13 protein-coding genes are annotated in these 13,468 nt (G+C 70.3%); 1 reads left to right on the top strand and 12 read right to left on the bottom strand.

Annotated elements, in window-relative coordinates:
* Nucleotides 1–33 precede the first annotated feature (33 nt).
* From leuC to QIS99_RS27865, 12 genes are all read right to left on the bottom strand, one after another.
* Nucleotides 34–1,434 carry a 3-isopropylmalate dehydratase large subunit gene (gene leuC, locus QIS99_RS27920; RefSeq protein ID WP_282516469.1) on the bottom strand — a complete coding sequence of 467 codons (1,401 nt, stop codon included), beginning with the start codon at nucleotides 1,432–1,434 and terminating at the stop codon, nucleotides 34–36.
* 314 nt (nucleotides 1,435–1,748) lie between these two features.
* Nucleotides 1,749–2,786, bottom strand: a complete 1,038-nt coding sequence (locus tag QIS99_RS27915) for a TauD/TfdA family dioxygenase (protein WP_282516468.1) — start codon at nucleotides 2,784–2,786, stop codon at nucleotides 1,749–1,751.
* A 5-nt stretch (nucleotides 2,787–2,791) separates the two neighbouring features.
* Nucleotides 2,792–3,931, bottom strand: a complete 1,140-nt coding sequence (locus tag QIS99_RS27910; protein WP_282516467.1) for an amino acid kinase family protein — start codon at nucleotides 3,929–3,931, stop codon at nucleotides 2,792–2,794.
* Nucleotides 3,928–4,971, bottom strand: a complete 1,044-nt coding sequence (locus QIS99_RS27905) for an aspartate-semialdehyde dehydrogenase (RefSeq protein ID WP_282516466.1) — start codon at nucleotides 4,969–4,971, stop codon at nucleotides 3,928–3,930. The genes QIS99_RS27910 and QIS99_RS27905 overlap by 4 nt, the downstream gene beginning before the upstream one ends.
* Nucleotides 4,968–6,029 (bottom strand): DMT family transporter, encoded by a 1,062-nt coding sequence (locus tag QIS99_RS27900; protein WP_282516465.1) that lies wholly within the window; start codon nucleotides 6,027–6,029, stop codon nucleotides 4,968–4,970. Before QIS99_RS27900 ends, QIS99_RS27905 begins: the two co-directional genes overlap by 4 nt.
* Before the next feature lie 81 nt (nucleotides 6,030–6,110).
* Nucleotides 6,111–7,049 (bottom strand): transporter substrate-binding domain-containing protein, encoded by a 939-nt coding sequence (locus QIS99_RS27895; protein WP_282516464.1) that lies wholly within the window; start codon nucleotides 7,047–7,049, stop codon nucleotides 6,111–6,113.
* Nucleotides 7,050–7,167: 118 nt separating this feature from the next.
* Nucleotides 7,168–8,514 (bottom strand): methylaspartate mutase, encoded by a 1,347-nt coding sequence (locus tag QIS99_RS27890; RefSeq protein ID WP_282516463.1) that lies wholly within the window; start codon nucleotides 8,512–8,514, stop codon nucleotides 7,168–7,170.
* Complete coding sequence (locus QIS99_RS27885) at nucleotides 8,511–8,978, bottom strand: cobalamin B12-binding domain-containing protein (protein ID WP_282516462.1); 468 nt, start codon at nucleotides 8,976–8,978, stop codon at nucleotides 8,511–8,513. Before QIS99_RS27885 ends, QIS99_RS27890 begins: the two co-directional genes overlap by 4 nt.
* A gap of 197 nt (nucleotides 8,979–9,175) precedes the next feature.
* Nucleotides 9,176–10,075, bottom strand: coding sequence for a LysR family transcriptional regulator (locus QIS99_RS27880; protein WP_282516461.1), 900 nt, complete (start codon nucleotides 10,073–10,075; stop codon nucleotides 9,176–9,178).
* 297 nt (nucleotides 10,076–10,372) lie between these two features.
* Nucleotides 10,373–10,498, bottom strand: a complete 126-nt coding sequence (locus tag QIS99_RS27875; protein WP_282516460.1) for a hypothetical protein — start codon at nucleotides 10,496–10,498, stop codon at nucleotides 10,373–10,375.
* A 45-nt stretch (nucleotides 10,499–10,543) separates the two neighbouring features.
* Nucleotides 10,544–11,359 carry a class I SAM-dependent methyltransferase gene (locus tag QIS99_RS27870; protein WP_282516459.1) on the bottom strand — a complete coding sequence of 272 codons (816 nt, stop codon included), beginning with the start codon at nucleotides 11,357–11,359 and terminating at the stop codon, nucleotides 10,544–10,546.
* Nucleotides 11,360–11,761: 402 nt separating this feature from the next.
* Nucleotides 11,762–12,688 (bottom strand): ScbA/BarX family gamma-butyrolactone biosynthesis protein, encoded by a 927-nt coding sequence (locus QIS99_RS27865; RefSeq protein WP_282516458.1) that lies wholly within the window; start codon nucleotides 12,686–12,688, stop codon nucleotides 11,762–11,764.
* A gap of 119 nt (nucleotides 12,689–12,807) precedes the next feature.
* On the opposite strand from QIS99_RS27865, the gene QIS99_RS27860 reads away from it, so the two are divergent.
* Nucleotides 12,808–13,461, top strand: a complete 654-nt coding sequence (locus QIS99_RS27860; protein WP_282516457.1) for a ScbR family autoregulator-binding transcription factor — start codon at nucleotides 12,808–12,810, stop codon at nucleotides 13,459–13,461.
* Nucleotides 13,462–13,468 lie beyond the last annotated feature (7 nt).

Genomic DNA, 13,468 nt, shown 5'->3' with positions numbered 1-13,468 from the left:
GGTTCACGGAACGGTGGTTCACGGAACGGCGGTTCACAGGTCGGCGGGCGAGGACAGCCGTCCGGTGACGGCCGTGGCGGCGGCGACGGCGGGCGACACGATGTGGGTGCGCGACCCGCGGCCCTGCCGGCCCTCGAAGTTGCGGTTGCTGGTGGAGGCGGCGCGCTGCCCGGGCAGCAGCCGGTCCTCGTTGAGCGCCGCGCACATCGAGCAGCCCGCCCCCACCCGGAAGTCGGCACCGGCCTCGGCGAACACCCGGTCGAGGCCCTCCTCGACGGCCTGCAGCCGTACGCGGGCGGAGCCGGGCACGATCATCAGGTGCAGCCCGTCGGCGACCTTGCGTCCGCGCAGGACGTCGGCGGCGGCCCGCAGGTCCTCGATCCGGCTGTTGGTGCAGGAGCCGAGGAACACGGTGTCGACGGCGACGTCCCGCAGCGGCGTGCCCGGCTTCAGGTCCATGTAGTCCAGGGCCCGCTCGGCCGCGGCCCGCTCGGCGGCCGTGGCGAAGCCGTCGGCGGCGGGCACCCGCCCGTCGAGCGGAACGCTCTGCGCCGGATTGGTGCCCCAGGACACGTACGGGCTCAACTCGCCCGCACGGAGGGTGACTTCCTTGTCGAAGCGGGCGTCGGCATCGCTCACGAGGCTGCGCCAGTACGCGACCTCCTCGTCCCACGCCGCGCCCTGCGGCATGCCGGGGCACTGCGCGAGATACGCGTACGTCGTCTCGTCCGGGGCGACCGTCCCGGCCCGCGAACCGGCCTCGACGGTCATGTTGCACAGCGTCATCCGGGCCTCCATCGACAGCGCCCGCACGCCCTCGCCGCGGTACTCGACGATGTGCCCCTGGCCGCCCGCCGTGCCGATCCGCGCGATCAGGGCGAGCACCAGGTCCTTGGCGCCGACACCCGCGGGCAGGGTGCCGTCCACATGCACGGCCATCGACTTCAGCGGGCGCATCGGCAGGGTCTGGGTGGCGAGGACGTGCTCGACCTGGCTCGCGCCGATGCCGAAGGCGAGGGCGCCGAACGCGCCGAGCGTCGTGGTGTGCGAGTCGCAGCACACGATCGTCATCCCCGGCCGCACCAGGCCGAGTTCGGGGGCGATGACGTGCACGATGCCCTGGCCGGGGTCGCCGAAGCGGTGCAGCGGGATGCCGAACTCGGCGCAGTTCGAGCGCATCAGCTCGGCCTGCCGGCGCCCCTCGCGGTCCTTGATGACCCGGTCGAGCGCCAGGGTGGGCGTGTTGTGGTCCTCGGTGCCGAGGGTGAGGCCGGGGCGGCGCACGGTGCGGCCCGCGGCCCGCAGCCGGTCGAAGGCCTGCGGGGTGTTCACCTCGTGGAGCAGCTGCAGATCGATGTAGAGCAGGTCCTCGCCGCCGCCCGTGCGCCGCACGACATGGGCGTCCCATGTCTTCTGCGCCAGTGTCGTACCCATGATCTCCCTCGACTCGCCGCGTACCGCTGCCTGGTGGGTACGTCGATCATCGGCCGCGCGAGGGCCGTGCGCGGCGGTCGGCGGATGGCCGCGGCGGGCATGACCGGTCGCGGCCATGCCGGGGCCCGGAGCGGTTTACCGCGGTAAATCGCAGCCGCATAACGGTAATTCAGCGGACAGAGCATTGGAAAAGGTGAAGCCCCGCACGGCGCCGGGGGTCTCCCGGCGCGGTGCGGGGCGGAGCGGAGGGGCGGCCGCTGGGAACCGCCGGGTCCCGGCGGCACCCTTCACGAGGGCGCGTACCGGCGTGCGGGTCAGTGGTGGACCCGGCGGTTCTCCTCGGTCACGCGGTAACGCACATTCCACAGGCTGCGGCGTACGTACGTCCGCTGCAGCCAGCGGTCCCGGCCGTCATAGCGCGCGGTGAACGTGGACCGGGCGTGCACCCCCTTGCGGTTGTTGATCAACAGGGCCTGGCCGGGCCGCAGCTCGACGCGGTGGGCGACCGTCCGGCACACCTCCTGCAGCGTGTCCAGGGCCTTGCGGGCGCCGCCGGTCAGCGCGTGCACACCGTTCGCGGAGATCGCGATCTCCGGGTAGTCGTCGTGCCCGTTGATCATCGGCACCGGCTCCGAAAGCACGTCCTGGCCGCCCGCCACGTCCCGGACGTAACTGCCCGGCGCGTTCAGCCGGAACAGCGGACTGCGCAGCAGCTCCAGGGTCTCCACAGGCAGCGCGGCCGAAATGTCACGGGCGTCCGCGTAGAAGGTGGAGGCGATGCCCTCGTGGTCCGGCCGCAGGCAGCTGAGCACCAGGAAGTCGGGGTTCGACACGTCATAGCGGCCGATGACGTCGTGCATGATGTCGCTGTGGAAGTTGAGGAAGGCCTCTGACCCCTGGTTCGTCTGGGTCATCGAGCCGCCCTCGACCGGGATGACGTCATGCACCAGCTGCCCGGCCTTCTCGGTGAGTACGCCCATCGGCTCGCCGAGCAGACCGCTCAGCCCCAGCAGCACCCCCTCGGCGACGAACGTCTTCTTGCCGGAGCTCGGACCGCCGTCCGAAGGAGTGTCCGGCAGCTCGGCGTCGACCGGCAGATTGCTGACCAGGCTGACGCCGGGGGTGTCGATATGGCGGCCGAAGTCCAGTATCTCCTGGAGCAGTCCGGTCGGCAGGGCCGCGAAGAGCTGCAGCAGCCGGGTCGTCGAACGGTCGATGTCGGCGTTCGGGTCGGGCAGCTGCGCCAGCTGTGCGCCGAGGGCGTCCCGCACCGCGTCGGGCAGGGCGGTCTCGCGGAAGGTCTCCGTGCCCGCGGAGGCGGCGGGGACCGTGTGGTCGGTGGTCGCGGTCATCGCTGTCAGGCTCCTTGCATCTCTAGCAGTGGCGCGTTCGGGTCCACGTCCGCGCCGGGACGGTTCACGTAGTCGTGCAGGCGCTGCGAGACGTGCAGCGCGTCCTCCTCGCCGTCCGCCAGCTTGGTCGCCACCTGGCTGCCGCGCACCGCGGTCACCGGCACGCCCGCGTACTCGCCCGGGACGATGCCGTTGCGGCGCTGGAACTCCGGCAGATCCACGAACCCGCCCGTGATCGCCACCAACGGCCCCGAGGTGAGGCGTACGACATCGATGTTCGCCCCGTGGAACACGGCGAAGGCCTGGTCGGCGAGCTCGTCCGTCGGGTAACGCAGAGCCGTGGAACGCTGGTTGAGCACCACCGCGGCCACCGAAGAACCGGCACTGCCGATCACCGAACCGGCCGGGAACGGCGCCCTGTTGTAGCGGCACACGATCTCGATCCGGTTCCGCTGGGCAAGCCGTACCGCCCTGCGGTGCAGCACCTTCGCGCCGTACAGCGACATCAACGCGGCCGTGTTGTACGACACCTCGGCCAGCAGCTGCGCGCCCGTGACCAGATGCGGGTCCGAGCTGTAGATGCCGTCGACGTCCGAGTGGATCTCACAGGCCCCGGCGCCCACGGCCGCGGCGACCGCCACCGCCGACAGGTCCGAGCTGTTCTTGCCCAGCCACGTCGGCCGGCCCTGCTTGTCCGCGGCCTGGCCGCCCGGCACCACCACCACCTCGTTGTCGTGCAGGGCGGCGCGCAACGGCTCCGGGTCGGTGTGCTCCAGCCTCGCCCACATGAACGCCGAGTCGGTGACCAGGCCCAGCTGGTGCCCGGCCAGCACCGTCGCCGTGCGGCCCTCCCGGTGCAGGGCCGTCGCCAGGAGCTGCGCGCCCACCGTGTCGGCCAAGGTCAGCAGGCCCGCGACGGTCTCGTCCTCGGGGTGCCGGTTGACCTGGTTCAGGCGCTCCCGGAACTGCTCCGTCTCGCCCGGCCGGCCGCTCACCACGACCACCAGACGCGTGCCGTCCTCGGCCACCCGCCGGCTCAGCGCCTCGGCCAGTTGCCCGTACGAGGCCAGAGTCCGGAAGCTGGAGCCGCCGAACTTCAGGACCGCGACCGGCCGCCGGTGCGCCGTCGCCTCGGAGCCCGTCACAGGGTCTCCCGGGCGATGAGCTCCTCGGCGATCTGGATCGCGTTCAGGGCGGCGCCGATGGTGAGGTTGTCGGCGACCAGCCACAGCCAGAAGGCGCGCGGATTGCTGGGGTTCACCCGGACCCGGCCGACGTGCACCCGGTCCGGGTCGTCGATGGTGGCGGGCGTGGGGAACTCCCGTACGGCCTCACGGTCGTGCACCGTGACCTCCGGCAGCGCGGCCAGTACCTCGACGAGCTCCGTACGGTCCACCACACCCTGCGTCTCGACCCACACGGCCTCCGAGTGGCCGTTGACCACCGGCACGCGGACACAGGTGGTGGTGACGTCCAGGTGCGGAATGCCGAGGATCTTCCGGGACTCCTGGAGCATCTTCTGCTCCTCCAGGGTGAAACCCGTGTCCAGGAAGCGGTCGATCTTCGGGATCACGTTGAACGCGAGAGACGGCGTGAACTCCTTGCTGGGGTACGCCTCCTCGGGGTGCTCCAGCGCGGCGCGGCTCGCCTCGTGCAGCTCCTCCACGCCGGGGTGGCCGAGTCCGGACGCCGCCTGGTAGGTGGAGACGACGGCCTGGCGCACGCCCCACCTCTCCTCGACGCCCTTGAGGAGACGGACCAGCGGGATCGTCGAGCAGTTGGGGTTGGCGATCACGCCGGACACCGGGCGCCGGTCCAGCTCCTGCGCGTTGACCTGCGGCACGACCAGCGGGGTGTCCGGGTCCATGCGGTACGCGATCGTGTTGTCGATGACGACGGCCCCGGCCGCGGTCGCCACGGGCACCCACCGCTCGCTGGCCTCGGTGCCGGCGGAGAAGAACGCCAGGTCGACGGAGGAGAAGTCGAACGCGTCGACGGCGTGCACCGGGCGGGCGACACCGTCCACGGTCAGCTCGGTGCCCGCCGAGCGGGCCGAGGCGACCAGCTGGATGTCGCGGTAGCGGAGCCCGCGCTGCTCGATCAGGCCGATCAGGGTGTTGCCGACGGCTCCGGTCGCACCGACGATGGCGATGCGCGGGGCCTTCGGGTCGGTGACGAGGGTCATCGGGTGCCTCCGGACTTGATCTCGACCTTGGATTCGGCTGCGGCGCCGCCCGCGGCCACCGGCTCCTTCGCCGCGCCCGCGGCGGGCTCGGCAGCCTTGGCGTTGGCGTTGGCGTTGGCGTTGGCGTTGCCCCTGCCCCTGCCCCTGCCCTTGCCGTTGCCCTTGCCCTTGAACGACCAGCCCAGGTTGATGCCCAGGCTCGCAGCCACGATCAGCGGGATGCCGAGCGCCTGCAGCAGGCTCACGCTGTGCCCGTACACGGCCCAGTCCATGAGCATCGCGACCGCCGGGTACACGAACGCGAGTACGGCGATCTTCGGGGTGGGCAGCTTCTGGTACGCGGAGTACATCAGGACGTACATCACGCAGGTGTGGATCAGACCGAGCCCGACCAGCCAGCCCCAGTCCGCACCCAGACCCTCGGTCTCGCTCAGCGTGGTGAACGGCAGCAGCAGGAAGATGCCGAGCACCAGCTGCACCAGCGCCACCAAGTGCGGCCGCACACCCGTGACCCGCTTGGTGATGACGGTCGAGGCGCCGTAGAACACGGCGGCCAGCAGGGCGTAACCGAGGCCCGTCAGATAGGCGCTGTCCCCGCCGCCGGTCAGGTCCGACGCGGACACCCCGGCGACCAGCACCAGGCCCACGAAGGCCACACCGAGCCAGCCGAACTTGGTGGCCGTGAGCTTGTCACGGAACAGCAGGGCGCCGAGCAGCATCACGTAGAAGGGCTGCGTGTGATAGACGACCGTCGCCACCGAGATGGACGTGCCCTCGTACGACTCGAAGAGAAACGCCCAGTTGAACACGATGAACGCGCCGCCGAGCGCGGCCAGGCCCAGCTTCCTGGGCGTGAAGCCGTGGTTCTTGAAGAACCCGCGCAGCACGCAGTACAGGCCGAGCGCGGCGGCGCCGAACAGACAGCGGAAGAAAACCACGTTGAAGGGCGAGGTGCCGGACTCGATGACGAAGACGCCGAGCGTGCCGGAGAGCACCATGGCGGCGGTCAACTCCACCGCGCCCTTCGTCTCACCGGCCGGGCGTGTGTCGGAACTCATGGGCAGGGGGCCTTTCTCAGAAGGAGGCTGACAGGTGGGGCGGATGGGGTGGTGGGTGGATGGGGCGGATGGGACGGATGATCAGTGCAGGGGCACGGCGTACTGCAGGCCGCCGCGGGTGAACAGCGCGTTGAGCCCCCGCGGCACGTTCAGACCGGTGGCGGGGCCGAGATTGCGCTCGTAGACGTCGGCGTACGTGCCGACCGCGGCCAGGACCCGGGCGGCCCAGTTCTCGTCGAGGCCGACCGCAAGGCCGTGCCGGCCCGCCGCCTCGGCGGCCTCGGCCAGCGCCTTCTCCCGCTCGCCGACCTCCTCGACGTGATGCTCCGCCGAGACGAGCAGCTGCAGCACCCAGCGGCACAGCCGGAACCAGGCGGCGTCGTCGTCGCGCACCGCGGCCGCCATCGGCTCCCGCGAGATGGCGGTGTCGAGGATCCGGTGCGCGCCCGGGTCCGCGAGCGCCGCCCGCTCCCCGGCGAGAGCGACCCGGTCCAGGACGTACGCCGCACACCTGCCGTCGGCGTACGCGGCGAGGGTCTCGGCGGGCGTGGCACAGGCCACCGGCTCGACGGCGAGGCCCCGCCTGCCGTACCAGGACGCCAGGTTGGCGGCGCTGGTGGTCCCCGCCTGCACCGCGACCCGCTGCCCGGCCAGCTGCTCGGGAGCGGTGATGCCGCTGTCCGCACGGACCAGGAAACCCTCGCCGTCGTAACAGGTCACACCGGCGAAGAGCACCGGCAGGGACGCCTCACGGCCGAGCGTCCAGCTCACGTTGGACACCGTCAGCTCGGCCTCACCCGCGGCGAGCCGGGAGAGCCGGTCGGCGGGATCGGCCGGAACCCAGTCGACCGCCTCGCCGTCGCCGACCGCCGCGGCCGCCACGGCACGGGCGACATCGGCGTCGAGCCCGGCCCAGCGGCCGTCGTCGCCACGCAGCGACAGACCGCGGATCCCCCGGCTGACGACGGCGCGCAGGGCGCCGCGGCCGCGTACGGCATCGAGAGTGGGAGTGCTGCTCACGGAATGCTCCTCGGATCGGAACGGAAGCTCAGGCAGTAGCTGTTCAGGGACCGCGCGCTCACGGCACGCGCGCTCACGGCACGCGCGCTCACGGCACGCCCGCTCACGGCACGCCCGCTCACGTCAGGCCCTGCCGGGAGGCGCGCCCCGGGTACTGCAGGCCCCGCAGATGACCGTGCGTCAACTGCTCGCGGTCGAAGCGCTGTTCGTTGAACCCCAGCATCGTCAGCAGACCCTTCGCGCTGACCGGCCGCCGCGCCGCGCCCCGCCCGACCCGCAGCGGCATCCGTCCGGCCTCCGCCCACTGCAGCATCCCGGCCGGATCCACGTACGCCCGCGACCGGTTGGCGTTGTCCTGGTGCAGGCAGTACGGCACGTCCAGATGCCCGCGCTCGAACGCCCGGATCAGCGCCTCGCCGACGGTCGGCGCCAGCTCCAGCGTGCTGTCCACGAGGAGTCGGGCCTCCTCGTAGACGCCCGACTCGGCCGGCGCCGCATCGCAGCCGCGGGCCGCCTCGTCGCGGGCGATGGACGCGGCGAACTCCAGGGCGTCCACGTTCTCGGCGATCGTCGGAATCCGGTGGGCCTCCGCCGGCGTCTTCACGATCAGCCGCTCGCTGCCGCTGCGCACCGCGAGCCGCACACTCTCCTCAAGGATGCGGTACGACCCCACGGACGTACGCGGGAACACCCCCATGAACGTATAGAGCACGATGTGCCAGTCGGCCTCCGCGAGCCGCTCGCCCGCAAGCCGCCGCAGCGCCGCGACGGCCTCCAGATCCTGGCCCGGATGCGTCTGCTGGGCGTAGCTCAGCGAAAGGTCGCTCAGGCCGTGCTCACGGAAGAAGAGACCCTCAAGCACACTCAGGGCGACCAACAGACCCGGCGGGCACAACTGGCCCAGCATGCAGCCGCCGAAGCTCTCCAGATGCATCGGATCGGGCTGCGCCGCGATCAGTTCACAGCACTGCGCCCACGCCTTGACCGCCTCGCTGATCGGGGCCCGGCTGTACGGCAGGCAGTACGAGACGGGGCCGCCCTCGGTCGCGTCGACACCCGCCGCCGTCATCGCCTCGAACAGCGGGTACGGCAGCGCCGAACCGTGACGCACCTGCACCGGAAAGCCGGGACCCGACACCGAGCCGAGCAACTCCCTTGTGGCGCCGGGGCCGTGGGCCACCAGCGGGAACCCGTTCAGCTCCGCGCCCGTGCGCAGCGCCTGCCGGGCGGAGTCGTGATCGTTGACGCGGGTGTAGCTGTCCAGGGTGACGGTGCCGGTCGCCGTGGCGTCGGCGCCCCGCACCGCGAGCAGCCCCTCGCGCATCGTGGCCAGATCGGCGAAGCCCATGCGGGGCTGGACCACGAGCCGGCCCTCGGCGTGCGCCCGGTGCACATGGCGGGAGAACCGCCCCCCGGCCCGGGCCGCGGCCACCGCGTCGCCCGGCATACTGACCGGCGTGCTCACGCGGCCACCCCCGCTGCGGCGAGCGCGGACTGCCCGGCGGGCGCGTCGAGCGTACCCAGGAATTCCTGGAAACTCTCCATTCCGCCGTCCGCCTCGAACACCGCGTCATAACCACTGAGCGCCAATTCCTCCGCGAATACGACGTTCTCCGCGCCGCGCACTCCCAGCTTTCCGCCGATCACCACCCGGAGACCGGCCAGATCCGGATCGCTGCGTATTCGGCGGATCAGCCGCAGACCGTCGAGATGGCCATGCCCGTTGACCGTGCTGATGACGAGGGCATCGGGCCGCGAACGACGGCACTCCTCGACGATGAGGTCGTCGGGAACACAGGCCCCCAGGTTGGTGACCTGCGCACCCTGCTCCTCAAGGAGCAGCTGAAGAAAGACGAGATTCCACATATGGGCATCGGAAGACACGCTCGACACGACAAACCTTTTCGCCGGGAGCATGACCTGGGACATGAGGTTCTCCTTGTTCCTTTAACTGGGACTCCAAAAGTCTCCGCAGTGTCGGAGGTGAAGTCCAGGAGATCCATTCGACGTCCCAGATGGGCGATATCGACGCTGCCTATGGATGCATTGAATCCACTCATACGCAGCATGCGGACCGCTCCTGCGAACGCAACTTCCGGGGCTCTGCGAGGCCGGCTCCGCCGATATCAGAGTTCCTGGTACTCGTGGCTGAGGAAATCGATGACCTGCTCCACGAACACCTGGCGCTCCCGGGACAGCGCGGAGCCCTTGCGCCACGCCAGCTGCGTATACAGCTCGAACGGCGGCTCCCAGGCCAACGGCACGAGCGAGCCCGCCGCCAGCTCGTCGGCGACCGTCATCCGAGGCAGCAGACTGATGCCGAGGCCCGCCCCGACGCCCCGCTTGATCGCCTCGACGTTGCCGAACTCCAGGAACGGCACCGGCTCGCCCGTACCATCGTTCAACTCGGCCTCGAACAGCTCCCGGTACGCGCAGCCGGCCTCCGGCGCGAGCACCGACTCGGACCGCAGCTCGTCGGTGTCCACCTTCGCCGCGTCCGCCAGCCGGTGACCCGGCGCCGCGACGATCAACAGCGGTTCCACGCCCAGGACTTCGCTGTGCACGCCGGAGTGCTGCGTCTCGGCCTCCATCAGGAAACCCGCGTCGAACACACCCTGTCGCAGCGCGTGCAGCGTCTCCGCGCACAGGCTCGGACGCAGCGAGATCTGCAGACGCGGGTAGCGGTGGTGGAAGTACTCCAGGACAGTCGGCATCCGGTAGGACGTGATGCTCTCCATCGTGCCGATCGTCAGCAGGCCCTCGGGCTGCGCGTCGGGCGACGCCACCCCGCGCGCCTCGTGCGCCAGCGAAAGCAGCTGCCCGGCGTACGGGAGCAGACGCGTACCGGCCGGGGTGAGCTTGACCTTCCCGGCGACCCGCTCGAACAGCTCGCTGCCCAGGGACGCCTCCAGGCTCTTGATCTGCGCGGTCACACTCGACTGCGCGTAGTTCAGCTCGGCGGCCGCCCGGGTGAAACTCCCCAGCGAGGCCACTCGGTGAAAGGTTCGAAGCTGCCGGATATCCATTGGTTTCTCTCCCGGTGGGATGCGAGACGTCGACGGTCACAGAGGGGTCAGCACACCGAGCCTGCCGAGCAGACGCCCCCCGACGGAACAGCCCAGGGGTGGCACACAGTGCCCGCGACCGGAATGTGCCGGGGGCGGTGGGGGGTTGGGACGGGGGCGGTCGTGGCAGGGCCCGGGCGGAGCCGACGATGTGGCGGGCGCCACCAGGCGGCGCACACCGGCCAAGAGGAACCTGCAAAACGCATCGAGCAGGCGTACCGGACGGTCCGCCGCCGGGACACAGCCCGCTACCTCTCCTCAAACGCCTCGACTCACGACGGCGCGCTCGGCATCGCGTCCGGCGCACAACTCGATCCGCAGCCGTGTGGCGGCATCCACGAGCAGCGTGCCGTAGACGTCTGCGTACAGTGCGAAGTCATCCACGCCCAGCACCCGCAAGGCGGTTCTCGGGCAGGTCTGAGGGCGCTCTCACCGTGAAGCGTCAGATCGACCGCTCCCAGGATGCGTGACCCGGAGCTTGGACTGGCCGTGCGGCAGCGCCTCCCAGTCGTCCATGAACCGGGCGGCCAGACCGTGCTTTTCGGCAAGGCGGATCAACGTCCCGGTGCGGTAGTAGAAGTCCTCGCCGAGCACCTGGTGTTCGGTGCCCTCGGTGCGGTCGAAGGTGAAGTCGAAGAAGCCGTCGGAAGCCAATACCCGCCCTACGTGGGCAAGGCACTGATCGATGACCTCCAGCGGCGAGTGGGAGAAGACGCTGTGGGCGTGCACCACCGTGAAGTAGGCGTCGGGAAGGAAGTCGAGCGTCAGATCGGCGACGGGCGTCAGATGCGGCACCTTCTGCTGCAGGCCGTACCGGACGAGGGTCTTCTTCCCCTCGATGAGGATGTCCGGCGAGATGTCGATCCCGAAGTAGTTGCCGGGCTCCAGATAGTCGATGAACCGCCACCCGGCCCGCAGATTCCCGCACCCGATCTCCAGCATCCGGTCCTGCGGCTTCAGCCCGTGCCGCACCAGATAGTCGTACTGCATCTGCCCGAGGGCCAGCCAGCGTGCGTGCGACGGCCGGCCACCCACCGCCGCCTCGGCACTCCTCGCCGTGTCCGACGCCATCACCGCCCGGTAGTACGCGATGTGCCCCCCGCGATGTCGCAGCCGCAGCCAGCCGTTGCGCGCAAGCCGGCGCAGGTGGGGCAGCACACGCCGGGGATGACGCAGCGCGTACCGCACCTGGTGACCAAGCCGCGAACGGTCCCTCCGCAGAGGTTCAGCCGACGAACTGTGCATGACACCCTCCGAGCCTTCATCCGTAGGCAGCGCTTGCCCGGATGCTAAGGACCGGCCGCCGACACCGCCCGCTCACGCAACTCCAACGAGTACTTCCTGGGTGCAGCCATGGTCGATGCTCCTCTCATGAGAACCATCTGACCCTCTGTCACCACCTGCCGCATCCCGGGGGTACCTCAGGTGTGAGTTTCGCGTGGCGGGCGTTACCGAAGGCGTCGTCTCGCGGGTGAACGACGGCGTACTTCCCCACCCTGAACGCGGCGAAATGGGCCGTGAGGACGGCGGCGCTGCAACCGCCGTCCCCGCTGAGGGCGACGACCTGCCGCTCTGGCTGCGCGCGGAGAGCGCACCGACTCAAGGAGCGGTGCGCTCTGCGGCTTCAGGGACGGGGTTCGCGGTCCGTCAGCGGCCGGAGACCGGCTCGGTGGTGACGATGGTCGACGCGACCAGGTGCTGGCCCTGGACCGCGGTGAGCCGCACGTCGGATTCGGTCAGCGGTTCGGCGGTGATCCAGCAGGGCTGGTCGAGTTCCACGTAGCGGCGGAAGGTGGTGTCGAAAGCCACGGGCAGCGTCCGGTACGGGGCCGAGAGCAGCTGCGTGGCCTGGCTGAACGCCTCCAGGATGACCATCCCGGGAATGTGGTCGTGCGGGTGGTCGAAGAGCACCGTGTGACTGATGTCGGCCCGCAGCTGCCAGCGGTACGGGTCCTCGGTGGGGGAGAGGACGACATCGCGCTCGTCGTCCCGGCCGACCAGGGAGGGAGAGACGGCGGGGCCGTGCGGCAGGGCGGTCGCGAATGCCTGCTTGGCGTCCGCGTACCGGCCGCGCAGCCGGTTGTAGATGGCCCCGGGGTGGGTGACGTAGCGGATGTCCGCGGTGCCGAGGTGCTCGCCGTCGCGCGTGGCTTCGATATGCGCGGTCAGATGGGTGGAGCCGAGCCGGCGCCGGGTGACGGAGGTGTGGGTGATCTGCAGATCCACGGCGACGGGCTCCGACGTCCTGCGCAGTGCTGCGGGAACGGCGGTGGAGCTGAACGACTCCCAGCCGAGGCGGTGGTCGAGGGGTATGCCGAACGCCGTGTGGGAGAGGACGGCCAGCCCCTGCCGGATGCTTTCCGTGTAGAGGAGGGGGCTGTAGAAGTCGGTGTCCGGGGCGTAGAAGCTGTGTGTGCGCGGCCATGCGGCGGTCACGACGTGCTCGGTGTCCGAGATGGCGCGCCAGCTCGTGACAAGCGCTTCGGCCGGGTCGGTCTTGCGAACGAACCGCGTGGTCACTGCGGAAGGCGCGCTGGTGGGAACGGTCGGAGCGTCGGTGACGGTGAAAGCCATTGCGAGTTCTCTCCCCATGGAACATCGAATGCAGGCAAGCGTGGCGCTCGGGCCTGTGGCCGGAGCACCCATGGCTGTAAAATAGAGAGTATTCTTTTTTTTGTCGAGGGAGGACCGTGATGACTGAGGTGCCCGACGCGGGCGGTGACAAGAGGACTGTGAAGCAGGAACGAGCCCTGCGGACCAGGGCTGTTCTGGTGCGAGCGGCGGCGGAGGTGTTCTCCGAGGCGGGTTTCGCCGGGGCGAGTGTGGCGAAGATCGCTGAACGGGCCGGACTGACGCTCGGGGCGATGTACTTCCACTTCAGGAACAAGGACGCGCTCGCCCGGGAGATCGTCCGGATGCAGCCGGGCCGGGTGAGCGTGCCGCTGGAGTCCGTGGGGCTCCAGCGGGCCGTGGACATCACCCTGGCTTGGGCGTACCAGATGCGTGACGACCCGTTGCTGCTGGCCGGTGCGCGTCTGGTGATGGATCAGGAGCAGTTCATCCCTCCCGAGGAGAACTCCCACGGGCAGTGGTCGGACGTCCTGGCGGAGGAGCTCGCCGAGGCGGCGGGCAGGCGTGAGCTGAGGGCCTCGGTCGATGTCTCCGTGCTGGCCCGGCTGTTGGTCAATGCGTGCACCGGCGCGCAGATGCATTCGCAGATGGAGTCCGGGAGGGTCGATCTGCCCGACCGGATCGTGGAGACCTGGAGGTTCCTGCTTCCGGCGGTCGCGGTGCCCAGCGCCGTCCGGCGCATCGAGCTGGGCGAGGCGCGCGGGAGGGCTCTGTGATGGCTCC

The organism is Streptomyces solicavernae (assembly GCF_029968095.1).
Classification (GTDB): Bacteria; Actinomycetota; Actinomycetes; order Streptomycetales; family Streptomycetaceae; genus Streptomyces; species Streptomyces solicavernae.
The sequence above is the reverse complement of the archived record's forward strand: the minus strand, read 5'-3'. Positions and strand labels throughout refer to the sequence as shown.

Bases quoted from the DNA above. Each gene is read 5' to 3' on its own strand.
- QIS99_RS27860 (WP_282516457.1), top strand. From the start codon at position 12,808: ATGACTGAGGTGCCCGACGCGGGCGGTGACAAGAGGACTGTGAAGCAG.
- QIS99_RS27865 (WP_282516458.1), bottom strand. From the start codon at position 12,688: ATGGCTTTCACCGTCACCGACGCTCCGACCGTTCCCACCAGCGCGCCT.
- QIS99_RS27870 (WP_282516459.1), bottom strand. From the start codon at position 11,359: ATGCACAGTTCGTCGGCTGAACCTCTGCGGAGGGACCGTTCGCGGCTT.
- leuC (WP_282516469.1), bottom strand. From the start codon at position 1,434: ATGGGTACGACACTGGCGCAGAAGACATGGGACGCCCATGTCGTGCGG.
- QIS99_RS27905 (WP_282516466.1), bottom strand. From the start codon at position 4,971: ATGACCCTCGTCACCGACCCGAAGGCCCCGCGCATCGCCATCGTCGGT.
- QIS99_RS27900 (WP_282516465.1), bottom strand. From the start codon at position 6,029: ATGAGTTCCGACACACGCCCGGCCGGTGAGACGAAGGGCGCGGTGGAG.
- QIS99_RS27885 (WP_282516462.1), bottom strand. From the start codon at position 8,978: ATGTCCCAGGTCATGCTCCCGGCGAAAAGGTTTGTCGTGTCGAGCGTG.
- QIS99_RS27915 (WP_282516468.1), bottom strand. From the start codon at position 2,786: ATGACCGCGACCACCGACCACACGGTCCCCGCCGCCTCCGCGGGCACG.
- QIS99_RS27880 (WP_282516461.1), bottom strand. From the start codon at position 10,075: ATGGATATCCGGCAGCTTCGAACCTTTCACCGAGTGGCCTCGCTGGGG.